The following is a 17,834-nucleotide window of genomic DNA, read 5'->3' as shown; positions in this document are numbered from 1 at the left end:
GTGGTGTCATGGCGTCATGACGCAGCACCGGGAGCCGTATGCCGCCGAGGTGGCCGCGGCGCTGGATCCGCTGCGGCGCGGGGTGCTGCAGGTGCGCGGCGGCCCAGGGACCGGGAAGACCAGCCTGCTGATCGAGGCGGCCGCGGCTCACCTCGCCGCCGGCGCCGATGCGGATTCGCTGCTGTTGTTGACCGGATCGGGCCGGCTGCCGGCGGCGGCCCGGGGTGCAGTCACTGCGACGTTGCTGGCCGCGGGCGGCCCGGGCGCGGCCCGGGCGGTCAGCGAGCCACTGGTGCGCACCGTGCACGGCTACGCGTTCGCGGTGCTGCAGCGCGCCGCGCGACGGGCCGAGGCCGCGCCGCCTCGGCTGGTCACCGGGGCCGAGCAGGACAGTGTCATCCGCGAACTGCTGGCCGGCGACGGCGCCCGGGCCTGGCCGTCGTCGTTGCACGCGGCGCTGGGCACCGACGGCTTCGCCACCGAACTGCGGGATCTGATGGCGCGCTGCGCCGAACGGGGCGTCGACCCGGCCGAGCTGATCCGGCTGGGCAAGCGGTGCCGGCGCCCGGAGTGGACGGCCGCGGGCCGGTTCGCCCGGCAGTACGAGCAGGTGATGCTGCTGCGTGCCGCGGTGGGCACCGCGGCACCCCAGGCCACCAAACCGGCGCTGGGCGCCGCGGAATTGGTCGGGGCCGCCTTGGAGGCCTTCGCAGCCGACCCCGATCTGCTGGCCGAGGAACGCAGCCGGTTGCGGCTGCTGCTGGTCGACGACGCGCAGCTACTCGACCCGCAGGCCGCCCGGCTGGTGCGGGTACTCGCCGCCGGGGTGCCGCGCACCGTCATCGCCGGCGATCCCGACCAGGCGGTGTTCGGGTTCCGCGGCGCCGAACCGACCGCGCTGCTCTCCGACGACCCGACGCCGGGCGGGGCCCACACCTTGAGCCTGACGGCATCGCACCGGTGCGCCCCGGCAGTGGCCCGCGCCGTCAACGCCATCGCCGGGCGGCTGCCGGGCATCAGCACCACCCGGCGCCTCGAGGGCGTGGGCCCCGACGCCGGGTCGGTCGCGGTGCGCACCGCGGTCTCCGGCCATGCCGAGGCCGCCCTCATCGCCGACACGCTGCGGCGCGCCCACCTGGTCGACGAGCTGCCCTGGTCGCAGATGGCGGTGATCGTCCGGTCGGTGCCGCGCGTGGCGGCCCGGCTGCCTCGCACGCTGGCCGCCGCCGGCATTCCGGTGGCCCTGCCCGCCGCCGGCGGCCTGCTGGCCCAGCAGCCGGCGGTGGCCGCCCTGCTGACGGTGCTGCGATGCGCCGACGAGGGGGTGGACGGTCCCCGGGCGCTGACCTTGCTCACCGGCCCGATCGGGCGGATGGACCCCATCTCGTTGCGGCAGCTGCAGCGGGTGCTGCGCCGCGGCGCCGCAGCCGGCCCGGAATCCGAGCCCGATGACCGGTTGGTGGCGGTGCTCTCCGGCGATACCGGCCAGCTGCCGGTCGCGCACGCCCGCGCGCTGCGCAGGGTGGGCGCGGTGGTGCGGGCCGCGACGCGGAGCCACGCCGACGGCCGGGACCCGCACCACACGCTGTGGCAGGCCTGGAATCGGTCGGGGCTGCAACAACGTTGGCTGTCGGCCACCGAGCGCGGCGGCCCGGCCGGCGCCCGAGCCGGCCGGGACCTGGACGCGGTGACCGGGCTGTTCGATCTCGCCGAGCAGTACGTCGCGCGCACCGCCGGTGCCACCGTGGCCGGCCTCATCGAGCATGTCACCGCCATGCAACTGGGGATGCCGCGCGCCGAGACCGCGACGGGTGTCGAGGCGGTCGAGGTGCTGAGCGCACATGCTGCACTCGGGCGGCAGTGGGATCTGGTGGTCATCGCCGGTGTTCAGGAAGGGCTGTGGCCCAACACGGTTCCGCGCGGCGGCGTGCTGGGGACCCAGCGTCTGCTGGACACCCTGCACGGTCTCGGTGACGAGGTCTCGGCCCGGGCGCCGCTGCTCGCCGAGGAGCGGCGGCTGCTGGTGGCGGCGATGGGCCGGGCACGCCACCGGTTGATGATCACCGCCGTCGACGGGGAGGGCGACGGCGCGGCCGAGGAACAGCTGCCCTCGGAGTTCCACACCGAACTCGTGGCCTGCGCCACCGCCGACGACCCCCCGGCGCCGGCCCCGCCGGTCACGGCCCCGTCGGTGCTGTCGGCGGCCGGGGTCGTCGGACGGCTGCGGGCGGTGGTCTGCGCTCCCGACGGCGTTGTCAGTGACTCCGAACGCGCCGACGCCGCAACGCAACTGGCCCGACTGGCGGCTGCCGGGGTGCCGGGTGCCGACCCGGCCGACTGGCACGGGACGGTGCCGGTGAGCACCGAGGAGCCGCTGTGGCACGCCGTCGGCGGTCAGCCTGTCACCCTGTCGCCGTCTGCGCTGCAGAGCCTGCTGGACTGCCCGCTGCGCTGGCTGGCCGAACGGCACGGCGGGACCGACGGCCGCGACCTGCGCTCGACGCTCGGGTCGCTGATGCACGCCCTGGTCGCCGAGTCGGCTGTCAGCCGGGAAGATCTGCTGGCCGAGTTGGACCGGGCCTGGCGGCAACTGCCGTTCGAGTCGCGGTGGCACTCGGCCAATGAGCGGCACCGGCATCGCGCCATGATCGAGACGTTCCTCGCCTGGCGGGCGCAGACCCGCGGCGAACTCACCGAGGTCGGCACCGAGATCGCCTTCGACGGCGTGATCGACGGCGTGCGGTTGCGCGGCCGGATCGACCGGATCGAACGCGACGCCGCCGGGCGACTGGTGGTCGTCGACGTCAAGACCGCCAAGACCCCGGCCAGCAAGGACGACGCGCAACAGCACGCACAGCTGGCCGTCTACCAGCTGGCAGTGCAGGCCGGCCTGGTCGGGCCCGACGAGCAGCCTGGCGGTGCGCGGCTGGTCTACCCGGCAAAGGCCGCAGCGGGCGGCGCCACCGAGCGTGAGCAGGACCCGCTCACCTCCGAGTCCGGCCGCGACTGGCGGGAGCGCATCGCCGAGGCGGCCGCGGCCACCGCCGGTCCGCAGTTCACCGCCCGGGTCAACGACGGCTGCCGGCACTGCCCGATCCGGCCGATCTGCCCGGCCCACACCGGCGGGAGCGGCGCATGACAGCCCGCTACGACCCCGTCGAGCTGGCGGCTGCGCTCGGGTTGCACCAGCCCACCGAGGAGCAGGCCGCGGTCATCGCCGCGCCGCCGGGCCCGCTGGTGGTGATCGCCGGGGCCGGCGCCGGGAAGACCGAGACGATGGCCGCCCGGGTGGTGTGGCTGGTCGCCAACGGCTACGCCGATCCGGGCCAGGTGCTGGGTTTGACGTTCACCCGCAAGGCCGCCGGCCAACTGCTGCGGCGGGTCCGTTCCCGGTTGGCCCGGCTGGCCGGCGCCGGCCTGTTGATCCCCGACCCGGGCGCCGCCGGGCCCGGCGGTGGCCCGGCGGCGACGGCGGCGACGGCGGCGACGCCCAGGGTGAGCACCTACCACGCGTTCGCCGGTGCGCTGCTGCGCGAACACGGGCTGCTGCTGGGGATCGAACCCGGCACCCGGCTGCTCACCGAGACCGGGCTGTGGCAGCTGGCGTTCGACGTGGTCAGTGGCTACCCGGGGGAGCTGCGCACCGACCGGGATCCGGCCGCGATCACCGCGATGGTGTTGCGCCTGGCCGGGCAGTTGGCCGAACACCTGGTGGACACCGATGCGCTGCGAGACACCCACCTGGAGTTGGAGCGGCTGGTCCACACCCTGCCGCCCGGCCCGCGGCAGCGCGCCGAACCCAACCAGTCGCTGCTCAAGATGCTGGACACCCAGACCGAGCGCGCCTCGCTGGTACCGCTGATCGACGCCCTGCACCAGCGGATGGCCGCGGAGCAGGTGATGGACTTCGGTGCGCAGATGGCCATGGCCGCCCGGCTCGCGCAGGCCGCCGAGTCGGTCGGTGCGCGGCTGCGCGCCGGCTACCGGGTGGTGTTGCTCGACGAATATCAGGACACCGGCCACGCCCAGCGGATCGCGCTGTCGGCACTGTTCGGCGGCGGCGTCGACGACGGGCTGGCCCTGACCGCGGTGGGGGACCCGATCCAGTCGATCTACGGCTGGCGTGGCGCCTCGGCGACCAACCTGCCGCGATTCGCCACCGACTTCCCGCTCTCCGACGGCACCCCGGCCCCGACGTTGGAGTTGCGGACCAGCTGGCGGAACCCGCCGGAGGTGCTGCACGTCGCCAACGAGATCTCCGCGGAGGCCCGGCAGCGTTCGGTCACCGTGCACACCTTGCGGGCGCGGCCGGAGGCGCCCCCGGGCACCGTGCGGCTGGCATTGCTGTCCGACGTGGCCGCCGAACAGCAGTGGGTGGCCGAGGCGCTGCAGCAGTGCTACCGGCAAGCAGCGGCCGACGGTGTCGCGCCACCCACCGCCGCGGTGCTGGTGCGGCGAAACGCCGACGCCGTGCCGTTCGCCGAGGCGATCCGGGCCCGGGGCGTCCCGGTCGAGGTGGTCGGGCTGGCCGGGCTGCTGTCGGTGCCCGAGGTCGCCGACCTGGTGGCGATGCTGCGGCTGGTGTCCGAGCCGACCGCCGGGGCCGCAGCGATCCGGGTGCTGACCGGCGCGCGGTGGCGGCTCGGCGCCGCCGACCTGGCCGCACTGTGGCGGCGGGCGGCCGAGCTGGCCCGCACCGATCGGGGAAGCGGGCCGCTCACGGCCGCCGAGATCGCCGCGCAGGCCGGACCCGATTCCGACACCGCGTGCCTGGCGGATGCCCTCGCCGATCCGGGGCCGGCGGAGCGCTATTCGGCCACTGGGTACCGGCGCATCACCGCGCTGGCCGAGGAGCTGACCGTGCTGCGTGGCCACCTGTGGCATCCGCTGCCCGATCTGGTCGCCGAACTGCGCCGGGTGATGAGCCTGGATTGCGAGGTGCTCGCCGCGCAGCCGGTGACGGGAGTGTCGGGCACCGAGCAGCTCGATGCGTTCGCCGACGTGGTGGCCGGTTACGTGGACGGAGGGGTCGGCCAGGCGTCGCTGCCGGGCCTGCTGGCCTACCTGGATGCGGCCGCCGTGGTGGAGAACGGGTTGGCGCCGGCCGCACCCGCGGTGGCCGCCGACCGGGTCCAGATCCTGACGGTGCACGCCGCCAAGGGACTGGAATGGCAGGTGGTGGCGGTCCCGCACCTGGTGGCGCGGGTGTTTCCGTCGACCGCGTCGCGCCGCAGCTGGCTGTCCGATGCCGCCGAACTGCCGCCGCTGTTGCGCGGCGACCGAGCCGAGCCGACGCTGGGGCCGCCGCATAAATCCGGCGGTCACGGCGTCCCGGTGCTCGACACCGCCGCGGTCACCGATCGAAAGCAACTGTCCGACACCATAACCGGTCATCTGCGTCGGCTGGATCAGCGCCGTGTCGACGAAGAACGTCGGCTGCTCTACGTTGCGGTCACCCGCGCCGAGGACACCTTGCTGGTCTCCGGTCACCACTGGGGCGCCGGCGAGACCAAGCCGCGCGGCCCGTCGGAGTTCCTGACCGAACTCAAGGCGGTGATCGACAGTTCGGCGGCCGCCGGGACGCCGTGCGGGTCGATTGAACAATGGGCGGAAGCGCCGGCTGCCGGGGAGCGAAACCCGCTGGGCGACAATGCCGGCGAAGGAACCTGGCCGATCGATCCGCTGGGCGGCCGGCGGATCGATGTCGAACGCGGCGCGGCGCTGGTCAGCGCGGCGCTCCGGGCCGATCAGCCGCCGGACGGTCAGACCGTGAACGGATCGCGGGCCGGCTCGTGGTCTGTCGAAGTCGATGCGCTGCTGGCCGAACGGGCCCGCGTCGCCGCGCAACCGGCCCGGATGCTGCCCAACCAGGTCTCGGTGAGCGGCCTGGTCGAGTTGAGCCGCGACCCCACCGGCGCGGCCCAGCGGCTGACCCGCCGGCTTCCCACCCGCCCGGATCCGCATGCAGTGCTGGGCACCGCATTCCATGACTGGGTGCAGCGGTTCTACGGCGCCGAGCGGCTCTTCGAGCTCGACGACCTGCCCGGTGCGGCCGACGCCGACACCGCCCGCGCCGACGCCGAAGAGCTGGCGGACCTGCAGACCGCGTTCCTGGCCTCGCCGTGGGCGGCCCGCTCACCCACCGCCGTCGAGGTGCCCTTCGAGATGACCTTCGGGCAGACCGTGGTGCGTGGCCGCATCGACGCGGTGTTCGCCGAGCCGGACGGCGGTGTCACCGTGGTGGACTGGAAGACCGGAGCGGCCCCCGACGGCCCCGAGGCACGCCGGCACGCCGCCGTCCAGCTCGCCGTCTACCGGCTGGCCTGGGCCGCGCTGACCGGCTGCCCCGAAGCGCGGGTGCGGGCCGCCTTCCACTACGTGCGAACCGGGACCACCGTCGTACCCGGTGAGCTGCCCGATTCGGCTGAGCTGGCCGCTCTGCTCACCGGTGCCGACCCGGATGGTTACAGTGGGTCCGTGCGTCAGGCTGACCGGTGACCGTTCGTCGTGGCGAGCGCTAGATGGCGTCGGCTGCGCGGCCTCGATGAACCGCTGACCGCCCAGCCCAGTTACGCGCTCGTCGGCCGCATGCACATGCCGCAGCGGCAATCCAGTCCGGGGCGCACCGTCTACCGGCGCACCGCGATCGCGTTCGCGGCGCTGCTGGTGTCGACGCTCTTGGTCTACCTCGACCGCGACGGCTACCAGGACGTGCAGGGCGACCGGCTGAGTTTCCTGGACTGCCTGTACTACTCGGCGGTGACCTTGTCGACCACCGGGTACGGCGACATCACGCCCGTCACCGAGTTCTCCCGGATGATCAACGTCGCGATCATCACCCCGTTGCGGATCGCGTTCCTGATCCTGCTGGTCGGAACGACCGTGGAGGCGTTCACCGAGAATTCTCGGCAGGCATTCCGCATTCAGCGTTGGAGGAGAAGGGTGAAAGACCACACCATCGTCATCGGGTACGGCACCAAGGGCAAGACCGCCATCGCCGCGATGCGCGGCGACGACGAGTCGCCGCCCAAGGACATCGTCGTGGTGGACAACGACCAGGCCGTCCTCGATCAGGCCGAGGGCAAGGGGCTGGTGACGGTGCGCGGCGACGGCACCAAGTCCGATGTGCTGCGGCTGGCCAGTGCCCAGCGCGCGGCTGCGATCGTGGTGGCCACCGGCCGCGACGACACCGCGGCATTGGTCACCTTGACTGCCCGTGAGATCGCCCCGGAGGCCACCATCGTGGCGGCCATCCGGGAAGCCGAGAACCAGCACCTGCTCGAACAGTCCGGCGCCAACTCGGTGGTGGTGTCCTCGGAGACCGCCGGCCGGCTGCTCGGCATCGCCACCACCACACCCAGCGTGGTGGAGATGATCGAGGATCTGCTGACCCCTGACGCCGGCTACGCCATCGCCGAGCGAGAAGTCGAGCAGCAGGAGGTCGGTGGCTCGGCGAAACATCTCAACGAGATCGTGCTCGCCGTGGTCCGTGACGGGCAGCTGCTGCGGCTGGACGCACCGGAACTGGATGCGGTCGAGGCGGGCGACCGGCTGCTCTACGTGCGAACGGTGAGCAACCCGTGAGCTTCCGGCTGCGCCAGGTACCGCTGTTGTCGCGGGTCGGGGCCGACCGGGCCGATCAGTTGCGCACCGACACCGACGCCGCCGTCGCCGGTTGGTCGGCCGCGGCGCTGCTGCGGGTCGACCCCCGTAACCAGGTGCTGGTCGCCGGCGGGCGGGTGGTGCTGGAGGACGCGGGCGAACTCGGTGACGCGCCGCCGCCGGACGCGGTGTTCCTGGGCCGGCTCGAGGACGGCCGGCATGTCTGGGCGATCCGTGCTGCGCTGCGGGTGCCGGACGACGATGACATCTCGGTGCTCGACCTGCGCGCGACCGGCGACGTCTTCGACGACACCAGCGCTCAGCTGGTCTCCTCGGCGATCGCCCTGCTGAATTGGCATGAGAACGCCCGGTTCTCCGCTGTCGACGGCACACCGACCACGCCGGTGCGCAGCGGGTGGGCGCGGTCCAATCCGATCACCGGCGCCGAGGAGTTTCCGCGCATCGACCCGGCGGTGATCTGTTTGGTGCACGACGGCGCCGACCGGGTGGTGCTGGCCCGGCAGCACAACTGGCCCGTCCGGATGTTCTCGCTGCTGGCCGGTTTCGTCGAAGCCGGCGAGTCGTTCGAGGCCTGCGTGGTCCGCGAGGTCCACGAAGAGGTCGGGCTGGCGGTAAGCGACGTGAGCTATCTGGGCAGCCAGCCCTGGCCATTCCCGCGTTCGCTGATGGTCGGCTTCCACGCCGTCGCCGACCCGGGCCAGGAGTTCGTCTTCAGTGACGGAGAGATCACCGAGGCCGCCTGGTTCACTCGCGACGAGGTGCGGGCCGCGCTGGCGGCGGGGGCCTGGATGGGCGGTTCCGCGGACGCGAAACTGCTGCTGCCCGGGTCGATTTCGATCGCCCGGACCATCATCGAGTCCTGGGTCGACTGACCGCCCGGCTGCCTAGCCGCTGAGCCGATCCAGCTTCGCCTTGACCTCGCGCCCGGTCGGGTTCGTCATCGTCGAACCGTCGGCGAAGCGCAGCGTCGGAACCGTGCGGTTGCCGCCGTTGACCGACTCGACGAACTTGGCGGCGGTGGGATCCTGCTCGATGTTGATCTCGTCGTAGCCGATCTCGAACTTCTCCAGGGCCTTTTTGAGCTGGCGGCAGTAACCGCACCATTGCGTCGTGTACATGATGAGCGGTGGATCGCTGACAGTCATAGCTCTTAACGCTAGCGGCTGAGGAAGCGGGCCGCTCGCGGCCCGGCGTCGGAGGCCCCTGTCAAGATGGACGCCATGGCTGACCCGAACGGCGTCCTGGCGGACGGGCTCATCGCCGGCCTGGATGACGAGCAGCGTGCCGCGGTATTGGCCCCCCGCGGGCCGGTGTGCGTGCTGGCCGGTGCCGGAACCGGCAAAACCCGCACCATCACCCACCGGATCGCGCAGCTGGTCGCGGCCGGTCACGTCGCGCCGGGGCAGGTGCTGGCGGTGACGTTCACCCAGCGCGCCGCCGGGGAGATGCGGTCGCGGCTGCGTGCCCTGGGCGCGAGCGCCGAGGGCGGGGCCGGGAACGGAGTGGGCGCGGTCCAGGCGCTGACCTTCCACGCCGCCGCGCGGCGGCAACTGCGCTACTTCTGGCCGCGGGTGGTCGGCGAGACCGGCTGGGAACTGCTGGACCGCAAGTTCGGGGTGGTCGCCCGGGCCGCCGGACATGCCGGGCTGCGGCTGTCCAACGACGATGTCCGCGACGTCGCGGGCGAGATCGAGTGGGCCAAGGCGTCGCTGATCTCCCCGGAGCAGTATCCGGAGGCGGTGGCGGCCGCCGGCCGCGACACCCCGATCGACGCCGCGAAACTGGCCGACGTCTACGCCGGCTATGAAGCCTTGAAAGCCCGCGGCGAAGTGGCGATGCTCGACTTCGACGACCTGTTGCTGCACACCGCCGCCGCTATCGAGAACGATGCGGCGGTGGCCGCCGAGTTCCGGGACCGTTACCGCTGCTTCGTCGTCGACGAATACCAGGACGTCACCCCGCTGCAGCAGCGGGTGCTCTCAGCCTGGCTGGGCGAGCGCGACGACCTGACCGTGGTCGGCGACGCCAACCAGACCATTTACTCGTTCACCGGCGCCTCACCGCGCTACCTGCTCGACTTCACCCGCCGCTTCCCCGACGCCACCCTGGTGCGCTTGGAACGCGACTACCGGTCCACGCCGGAGGTGGTGTCGCTGGCCAACCGGGTGATCGCCGCGGCCCGCGGGCGGGTTGCGGGCAGCAAGCTCAAGCTGGTCGGCCAGCGCGACCCCGGCCCGCCGCCGACGTTTCGGGAGCACCCCGACGAGGTCGCCGAGGCGACCGCGGTGGCCAAGTCGATCGCGAAGCTGATCGACGGCGGTGTCGCTCCGGCCGAGATCGCCGTGCTGTACCGGGTCAACGCGCAGTCGGAGGTCTATGAGGAGGCGCTGACCGAGGCCGGCATCGCCTACCAGGTCCGCGGGGGAGAGGGATTCTTCCACCGCCAGGAGATCCGGCAGGCGTTGGTGGCGCTGCGGCGCACCGCCGAGCGCGGCGACGACACCGGCTCCACACTCTCCGACACCGTGCGCCGGGTGCTCGAACCGCTGGGACTGACGGCCGAAGCACCCAGCGGCGTCAAGGCGCGGGAACGCTGGGAGGCCCTGGGTGCGCTGGCCGAACTGGCCGACGACGAAGTGGCGCAGCGCCCCGACCTGGATCTGCCCGGCCTGCTGGCCGAACTGCGGGTGCGCGCCGACTCGCGTCACCCGCCGACGGTGCAGGGTGTCACGCTGGCGTCGCTGCACGCCGCCAAGGGACTGGAATGGGATGCGGTGTTCTTGGTCGGGCTCGTCGACGGCACGCTGCCGATCTCGCACGCGCTGGCCCACGGCCCCGACAGCGAGGCCGTCGAGGAGGAACGCCGGCTGCTCTACGTCGGAGTCACCCGCGCCCGGGTGCACCTGGCGTTGAGCTGGGCGCTGGCCCGCGCCCCCGGCGGGCGAGCCGGCCGCAAGCCGTCGCGGTTCCTGCAGGGTATCGACGGCGCGGTCCCGCAGCCCGATCCGCGGGCGCCCGCGCGGCGCCGGGGCCGCGGGGCGCCGAAACACTGCCGGGTCTGCAACAAGGCGCTGGGCACGCCGGCGGCCATCATGCTGAGCCGGTGCGAGACGTGCGCGGCCGACGTCGACACCGAGTTGCTGGTGGCGCTCAAGGACTGGCGGCTGCGCACCGCCAGCGAGCTGAAAGTGCCCGCCTACATCGTCTTCTCCGACAACACCCTCACCGCGATCGCCGAGATGCTGCCCGCCGATGAGGCCGCTCTGGTCGCCATCCCGGGCATCGGCGCGCGCAAACTGGAGCAGTTCGGTTCCGACGTGCTCGAGCTGGTCCGCAACCGGGGCTGAACGCGGGGCCGGAGAAATTCAGTTGTGCCGTCCGCCGGCGACCGGCTAGCCTTGGCCTCCATGACCACCCCGGGTGCATTCGTCGTACGTGCGGCCGCTGCCGCACGTGCCGCCGGCGCGCATGCTGCCGCCGCGGCCGACGAGTCCGTGCATCGGGGTTTTGCCTAACACTTCCAACTCAGCCGCCCCACGGCCACGGACCCGCGCAGGGACCGTGGCCGTTTTTTCGTCTCCAGACCAACCGAACCACCCGAGAGCAGGTGATCACCGATGAAGAATCGAACGGCATTGCCGTGCAATCGCGACCCCGACCTGTGGTTCGCCGACAACCCGGCCGATCTAGAGCGGGCCAAGCTGCTCTGCGGCGACTGCCCGATCCGGCGGCAGTGCCTGGCGCTGGCGTTGCAGCGCGGCGAGCCGTGGGGGGTCTGGGGCGGCGAGATCCTCGACCGCGGGACCGTCATCGGCCGCAAACGCCCCCGGGGCCGGCCCCGCAAGCAGCACCTGGCAGCGTGATCGGGCGCGGTGCGCCGGTCAGGCCGAGGGCCCGACGGTTTTGACGTCGGGATCGGTGAAGCCCGGGACCAATTCCTCCGAGATCCGCTTGACCGGCACATGCGCGTCGAGCTGGCACATGATCGCCGTGGTCGACCCGAGCACCCGCATCGGCATCGCCAGCTTCGGCGGCAGGTCCAGCTGCCGGGCGGTCTTGAGTTGCTCGACGGGGCGTTCGAGCTGTTTGCCCGCCATCCGCATCAGCCACTTGCGGGTGTAGTGGAAGACCTCGACCTCGACCGGCTCGACGTACTGGCGCAGCATCTCGTCGATCTCGCGCACCGAGACGTTCTGGCCCTTCTGGATGAAGCCGCCCTGGCGCATCACCGTGATGACCCGGTCGTAGTCCTTGTCGCGGGCGTAGCGCACGGCCGCGCCCAGCTCCGGCGGGAAGCCGCCGGGCATCGGCGCCACCGCGCCGAAGTCGATCACGCCCATCCGGCCGTCCGGCAGCAGCATGAAGTTGCCGGGGTGAGCATCACCGTGGATCAGCTCGAGACGGCGCGCCGCGTCCCAGGTGAACTCGGCCAGCCGGGTGCCCATCAGGTCCCGCTGCTCGACGGTGCCGTTGCGGATGATCTCGGCCATGCCGATGCCGTCGATCCACTCCTGGATCACCGTCTTGGGGGCGCTGGCCACCACGTTGGGGATCAGGAAATGCGGGTGACCGGCGTAGGCCTTCGCGAAGACCCGCTGGTTGTCGGCCTCCAGCCGGTAGTCCAGCTCCATCTCGGTGCGTTCGATGAGCTCATCGATCACACCCTTGACGTCCACACCGGGAGCTAGCTGCTTGAAGATGCCGGTCAGCCGGCGGATGGTCTTCAGGTCGGCGCGCAACGCCTCGTCGGCTCCGGGGTACTGGATCTTGACCGCCACCCGGCGGCCGTCGGCCCACACGCCGCGATGCACCTGGCCGATGCTGGCCGAGGCGACCGGGGTGTCGTCGAAATCGCTGAACCGTTCCCGCCACTTGGTGCCCAGCTGGGCGTCGAGCACCCGGTGGACCTTGTCCGCCGGCAGCGGCGGCGCGTCCTTCTGCAGTTTGGTCAGCGCCTCCCGGTAGGGCTCGCCGAACTCCTCGGGGATGGCCGCCTCCATCACCGACAGTGCCTGGCCGACCTTCATGGCCCCGCCCTTGAGCTCACCCAGGACGGTGAACAACTGGTTGGCCGCCTTCTCCATGAGCTCGGCGGTGACCGCGTCCTTCGACTTGCCGGTCAGCCGCTTCCCGAACCCGAGTGCTGCCCGGCCGGCGAAGCCGACGGGCAGGCTGGCCAGCTTCGCATTGCGCGCGGCGCTTCCACGCTTGATCTCTGACACCTCTCCATCATCCATGATGTCGTTGTGGCGCTGGTCACCGCGTGTGAAATCGCCGGTGGGCGGGGTCGGCGTCAGCAGTCGCAGAGCGGGTGGCGAGCCCAGCGGCGTGTCATGATCGACCCGCTCGCCAGATCCATCTCCAGGGTGGCGTTGAGCGTCGGCGGAGGACCCAGGTCAGCGAAGGAACTGCCGGCCGCCGGCCCGCGCACCGCCGCGATCACCCGATCGACCTGGCTGAGCGCCAGCGCCACGGTCGCCAGCACCGTCGCGCGGTCGCTGTGGGCGACCGTGTCGCGCAACTGGGCGGCCACCGCCGGCCAGGAGGCGTCCCGGTCCCGCCGGTGCAGATCTGCGCAGCCCAGGCAGCTGGTCATGCCGGGAAGCACGAGCGGGCCGACCACGCCGGTACCGTCGCGCACCCGCACCGGAAGGTGCGCCACCCGCTCGGCGTGCAGTTCGCGCACCAGCCGGGGGTCGGCGACCAGGTAGTCCGACAGCACCACCAGATCCGTACCGGCGGTGCTCACCGCGGCGTGCGGCTGGCTGCTGCGCCGAACCATGGCGCCCGAGCAGCGCAGCGACTCGACCAGCAGGTCCGAGAGCGGCCCGCGGCCGTGCACCCGCAGCGACGCCGCGCGGCGCGGCCGGCGCGGACCGCTGTCTCGCACCGCGACGCGGGCACCGACCAGCGCGCTGAGCAGGTGGTCGAGCTCCGCGGTGTCCACCGTGCCGTGGCGGGCGGCCTCGAGCCGCAGCTCGGCCGCGGTAGTCGGGGTCTGCATCATGCGCAGCACCGCGGCCAGCCCGGTGGCGGTCAGCCCGTGCGGTGGCCGCACGAGTACGGCCCGCCCGGGATCCCAACCCACCTGCACCGCCCCGTCCGGTCGCAGCAGCACCGGCCGCGCCGGATCCAGGATGTAGGCGGGCGTCGGGGAGTCGACCCTGGTCACGCCTCAGAGAGTGTCACGCCGGGCGGCGTCGCCGTCTGCGGTTGTCCACAGCGTTGGAGACGATGCGCCGTGCGGCCTCCACGGCGGCGGTACGTTGGCGCGTGGCAGCGGCCGGCGCGACGCCGCCCGGGTGCGGGTCGGGCGTGTGAGCCCAGGCAAGGCCGACGCCGAACAGCAGGGTCAGCAGGTCGAGGGGTTCCCAGTCCGGGTCGACGTAGCCTCCGGCTTGGGCGGTTTCGATCGCGGCGATCGTGTGCTCGAAGATCGCCTGCCCGTCAGCGCGGGGTTCGTCGAGAGCCAATCCCTCCAACCGCGCCCAGGTCACCATGCGCAGGTGCTCGGGGCTGTTTCTTCCCAAATCGTAGATATCGCCCGCGAATTCGGGTACCGCTTCGGGGCGGAGGGTGACCGAGCGATAGAAGGCCACCACGTCGGTGGCCATCACTTCCCGAAACAGCGCCTCCTTGTCGCCGAAGTGGGCGTAGAGGCGTTCCTTGCTGGCGTGTGCGGCATGCGCGATCCGATCGATACGCGACCCGGCAAGGCCATGGCGGGCGAATTCGGCGCGGGCGGCGTCGAGTATGTGACCGCGTAGCTCGGTGGCGCTCCTCCTCACAGCAAGATCATAACCGTACGAACGAGTTCGTTCGGTAATGTGTGGACATGCACGTCCTCACCGACACCAACGCGATCATGAACCAGCCGCTGCGCGTTGAGCTCATGCGGCGGGTCTTGGAGGGCGTCGCCGACGCGGTTACGCCGCTGGCCGAGGCCTACCGGCCCTACGTCGAGGGGCTGGATAATCTTCCCCGTGATGGTCGGTTTCTGTTGGTGGGCAATCATACTCAGGTCGGGGCGGAAGCGCTGCTGATCCCGTTCCATGTGCGGCGCGCGATCGGCAAACGGGTACGGCCCCTGACGGATCGGCAATTCGGGCGGATGCGGGGACCCGCCCGCGATCTGCTCGCCGCGGCCGGCGCCCTGGTGGGCGCTCCCGAGCCCGTCCGCGAGTTGATGCGTAACAACGAGCCCATCCTGGTGTTCCCCGGCGGTGGTCGTGAGATACCCAAGTTCAAAGGTGAGGAATACACGCTGCGCTGGCAGGGCCGTGCCGGGTTCGCTCGACTCGCGGTCGAGCACGGCTACCCGATCGTGCCGGTCGGACTGATCGGTGGCGACGATGTGTACCGTAGTTTCACCCGTCGCGGCGGCAGCTGGGAGCGCTTCAGCGGAGCGCTGTCCCAACGGTTTTCGGGCCGGCCCGACATGGCCATGCCGCTGCAACATGGCATCGGCCCGACCCTCATTCCGCGCCCGAACCGGATGTACTTGCACTTTGGCGTCGCCGTCGACACCACCAGACCGGCGCCGACGGCTATCGAGGACTGGGCCGCCGACGTGCGGCAGCAGACCCGGGCGGCGCTCGAACAGATCCTGGCCGAACTTTTGGCCGTCCGGGCCGATGACCCTTACCGTCACCTCAACCCGTTGAATTGGCGGCAGGCAGTGACGCCACCGGGCTGATCAGTCGTCGGCCGCGCCAGGGTCCTCGGCGTCGCGCCGGAACTCGGCGATGGCCTGGTCGATCGCGGAGTCGATGCCGCTGGTGTCGCCGCCGATGATCCGGTCGATGAACGCGGCCGGGTCGTCGAGGTCGGCGGCCTCGGGCAGCAGATCCGGGTGCTGCCAGACCTGGTCGCGGGCGTCGATCCCGACGGCCGCGGTCAACCGCTCCCACAGCACCGCGGCCTCACCCAGCTTGCGGGGCCGCAGTTCCAGGCCGACCAGGGTGGCGAAGGTCTGTTCGGCCGGACCGCCGGTGGCGCGACGGCGGCGCAGCGTCTCCGACAGTGCAGCGGTGCCCGGAATCCGTTCGCCCAGCGCCGCCGTCACCACGGTGCGCACCCAGCCCTCGATCAGGGCCAGCAGCGTCTCGAGTCGCTCCAGCGCCGCCAGTTGTTCCGGTGTCGACTTGGGCTCGAACACGCCCTGGTTAAGCAGGTCTGCCATGGCCGACGGGTCGGACATCGCCGCCGGGTCGAATCCCTGCGCCAGCTCCTCGATGCCCCGGATGTCGATCTTTATGCCGCGGGCGTAGGCCTCGACCGCGCTGAGCAGCTGGTTGGCCAGCCACGGGACGTGGGTGAACAGCCGGTGGTGGGCGGCCTCACGGGCGGCCAGAAACGTGACGATCTCGCTGCGCGGTTGCTCCAGTCCGCCGGCCAGTTCCTCGATCGCACCGGGCAGCAGCGCAGCCACGCCCTTGGGGCCCAGCGGCAATCCGATGTCGGTCGAAGTCAGCACCTCTCCGGATAACCGGCCCAGCGCCTGGCCCAACTGCGACCCGAACGCCATCCCGCCCATCTGCGACATCACCGACAGCAGCGGGCCGGCCATGCTCTTGGCCTCCTCGGGCAGCGCCGAGGCCCACACCGACGAGACCTGCTCGGCCATCGGGTCGCACAGTCGCTGCCAGGTCGCCATGGTGTGCTGCACCCAGTCCACCGGTGTCCACGCCGCCGAACCGGTGGTGCCGGCCGGCAACGCCGTCGCACCGTTGAGCCAGGTCTCGGCCAGGTGTATCGCGTCACCGATCGCGGTGGTGGTCGATGCCGTGACGGGGGCCACCGAACCGATCGAGCGGGCGGCGACCTGGCGGGCCAGGTCGTAATTCACCGGTCCGGGCGGCTGACCGCCGGTGGACACCGCGCCGCTGAACATCTGGCCGAGCTGGGTGAAGATCTGTCCCAGATCGGCGATGTTGAAACCGGCGCCCATGCCCCAGTCGCTCGGGCCGGGGTCGCGCCCCCCGGGCCGCTCGCGGTCGGGGTCGTCCCCGGAAGAGAAACCGAAGGGCAGATCAGCCATAGACACAACCGTACCGACCGGCGTCCGGCGACGGTGCGACACGCGGCACTGGAAGGTCCGGCCCGCCGTGAGCCGGATCCGGGCCGTTTACCATACCCGGGGTGAACAGGCGGATTCTGACACTGCTGGCGGCGCTGCTGCCGGTGGTCGTGTTCGGCGCGCTGCTGTCGGTGGTGACGGTGCCCTTCGTGTCGCTGGGGCCGGGCCCCACCTTCGACACCCTCGGGATGGTCGACGGCAAGCAGGTGGTCGACATCCAGGGCACCCCGACGCGGACCACGTCGGGGCATCTGAACATGACCACGGTGTCCCAGCGCGACGGACTGACGCTGGGTGAGGCGCTGGCGCTGTGGCTGTCCGGGCGCGAACAGCTCATGCCGCGTGACCTGGTCTATCCGCCCGGCAAGTCCCGCGAGGAGGTCGACGAGGACAACGACGCCGAGTTCCGCGCCTCCGAGCAGAGCGCCGAGTACGCCGCGTTGGGCTACCTGCGCTACCCGAGTGCGGTCACCCTCGCCGAGGTGCACGACCCCGGGCCGTCGGCCGGTGCGCTGCAGCGTGGTGACGCGGTGGACGCCGTCGACGGCGAACCCGTCTACACCGTCGAGCAGTTCACCAAGCTGCTGGCCGCCACCAAACCGGGCGAGACGGTGGTCATCGACTACCGGCGCAAGAACGCCGCACCCGGTACTGCGCGGATTACGCTGGGAGAGAACAAGGACCGGCCCAACGGATTCCTCGGTGTGTCCGTGCTCGACGCGCCGTGGGCTCCGTTCACCGTCGAGTTCAACCTCGCCAACATCGGTGGGCCGTCGGCGGGCCTGATGTTCTCGCTGGCGGTCGTCGACAAACTCAGCGCCGGCACGCTGGCCGGGCAGAACTTCATCGCCGGCACCGGCGTCATCAAGGCCAACGGTCAGGTCGACTCGATCGGCGGGATCACGCACAAGATGATCGCGGCCCGCGAAGCCGGCGCGACGGTGTTTCTGGTCCCGGCCGAGAACTGCTACGAGGCGCGCTCGGACCCCAACGGGTTGCAGCTGATCAAGATCGACAGTCTCGCGCAGGCGGTGGATGCGTTGCGCACCCTCACCGGCGGAGGTCAGCCGCCATCTTGCTGAGGCCGGAGTTGGCTACAGTGGGGCCGTCAGGACAACCGAGCTAGGGAGCG

General features: G+C 71.8%; 13 protein-coding genes. 8 read left to right on the top strand and 5 right to left on the bottom strand.

Annotated elements, in window-relative coordinates; genetic code table 11:
- Nucleotides 1–16: 16 nt before the first annotated feature.
- The 4 genes from AWC24_RS01480 to nudC are packed head-to-tail and all read left to right on the top strand — an operon-like array spanning nt 17 to nt 8,495.
- On the top strand, nt 17–3,139 hold the full coding sequence (locus tag AWC24_RS01480; protein WP_085081738.1) for an ATP-dependent helicase: 3,123 nt from the start codon (nt 17–19) through the stop codon (nt 3,137–3,139).
- Nucleotides 3,136–6,498, top strand: coding sequence for an ATP-dependent helicase (locus AWC24_RS01475; RefSeq protein WP_085081737.1), 3,363 nt, complete (start codon nt 3,136–3,138; stop codon nt 6,496–6,498). Before AWC24_RS01480 ends, AWC24_RS01475 begins: the two co-directional genes overlap by 4 nt.
- A 9-nt stretch (nt 6,499–6,507) precedes the next feature.
- Nucleotides 6,508–7,584, top strand: coding sequence for a potassium channel family protein (locus AWC24_RS01470; RefSeq protein ID WP_085081736.1), 1,077 nt, complete (start codon nt 6,508–6,510; stop codon nt 7,582–7,584).
- A complete protein-coding gene (nudC, locus tag AWC24_RS01465) occupies nt 7,581–8,495 on the top strand; it encodes an NAD(+) diphosphatase (protein ID WP_085081735.1) in 915 nt (304 codons plus the stop codon). The genes AWC24_RS01470 and nudC overlap by 4 nt, the downstream gene beginning before the upstream one ends.
- Nucleotides 8,496–8,507: 12 nt before the next feature.
- Here the strand turns inward: nudC and AWC24_RS01460 are convergent, their stop codons facing one another.
- Nucleotides 8,508–8,768, bottom strand: coding sequence for a mycoredoxin (locus tag AWC24_RS01460; RefSeq protein ID WP_085081734.1), 261 nt, complete (start codon nt 8,766–8,768; stop codon nt 8,508–8,510).
- Between the two features lie 66 nt (nt 8,769–8,834).
- On the opposite strand from AWC24_RS01460, the gene AWC24_RS01455 reads away from it, so the two are divergent.
- Together AWC24_RS01455 and AWC24_RS01450 are read left to right on the top strand one after the other, a co-directional pair.
- Nucleotides 8,835–10,970, top strand: a complete 2,136-nt coding sequence (locus AWC24_RS01455) for an ATP-dependent DNA helicase UvrD2 (protein ID WP_085081733.1) — start codon at nt 8,835–8,837, stop codon at nt 10,968–10,970.
- A gap of 270 nt (nt 10,971–11,240) precedes the next feature.
- A complete protein-coding gene (locus tag AWC24_RS01450; RefSeq protein WP_085081732.1) occupies nt 11,241–11,486 on the top strand; it encodes a WhiB family transcriptional regulator in 246 nt (81 codons plus the stop codon).
- An 18-nt stretch (nt 11,487–11,504) separates the two neighbouring features.
- On the opposite strand, the gene AWC24_RS01445 is transcribed toward AWC24_RS01450, so the two are convergent.
- The 3 genes from AWC24_RS01445 to AWC24_RS01435 are packed head-to-tail and all read right to left on the bottom strand — an operon-like array spanning nt 11,505 to nt 14,411.
- Nucleotides 11,505–12,860, bottom strand: coding sequence for a macrolide-binding ATPase MABP-1 (locus AWC24_RS01445; RefSeq protein ID WP_085081731.1), 1,356 nt, complete (start codon nt 12,858–12,860; stop codon nt 11,505–11,507).
- 56 nt (nt 12,861–12,916) lie between these two features.
- Nucleotides 12,917–13,795, bottom strand: a complete 879-nt coding sequence (locus AWC24_RS01440) for a bacteriocin biosynthesis cyclodehydratase domain-containing protein (RefSeq protein ID WP_085081730.1) — start codon at nt 13,793–13,795, stop codon at nt 12,917–12,919.
- 13 nt (nt 13,796–13,808) lie between these two features.
- The gene (locus AWC24_RS01435) at nt 13,809–14,411 is read right to left on the bottom strand and encodes a TetR/AcrR family transcriptional regulator (protein ID WP_085081729.1); all 603 of its coding nucleotides are present in this window, start codon (nt 14,409–14,411) and stop codon (nt 13,809–13,811) included.
- Between the two features lie 47 nt (nt 14,412–14,458).
- Between AWC24_RS01435 and AWC24_RS01430 the strand changes: the two genes are divergently transcribed.
- The gene (locus AWC24_RS01430) at nt 14,459–15,319 is read left to right on the top strand and encodes a 1-acyl-sn-glycerol-3-phosphate acyltransferase (RefSeq protein ID WP_085081767.1); all 861 of its coding nucleotides are present in this window, start codon (nt 14,459–14,461) and stop codon (nt 15,317–15,319) included.
- Here AWC24_RS01430 and AWC24_RS01425 read toward each other — a convergent pair whose 3' ends face one another.
- On the bottom strand, nt 15,320–16,663 hold the full coding sequence (locus tag AWC24_RS01425) for a zinc-dependent metalloprotease (RefSeq protein WP_085081728.1): 1,344 nt from the start codon (nt 16,661–16,663) through the stop codon (nt 15,320–15,322).
- A gap of 101 nt (nt 16,664–16,764) precedes the next feature.
- Between AWC24_RS01425 and AWC24_RS01420 the strand changes: the two genes are divergently transcribed.
- The gene (locus tag AWC24_RS01420) at nt 16,765–17,784 is read left to right on the top strand and encodes a YlbL family protein (RefSeq protein WP_085081727.1); all 1,020 of its coding nucleotides are present in this window, start codon (nt 16,765–16,767) and stop codon (nt 17,782–17,784) included.
- Nucleotides 17,785–17,834: the final 50 nt, after the last annotated feature.

Origin of the sequence: Mycolicibacter senuensis (assembly GCF_002101885.1) — a bacterium.
Taxonomy (GTDB): domain Bacteria; phylum Actinomycetota; class Actinomycetes; order Mycobacteriales; family Mycobacteriaceae; genus Mycobacterium; species Mycobacterium senuense.
This window is presented reverse-complemented; position numbering and strand designations above follow the sequence as displayed.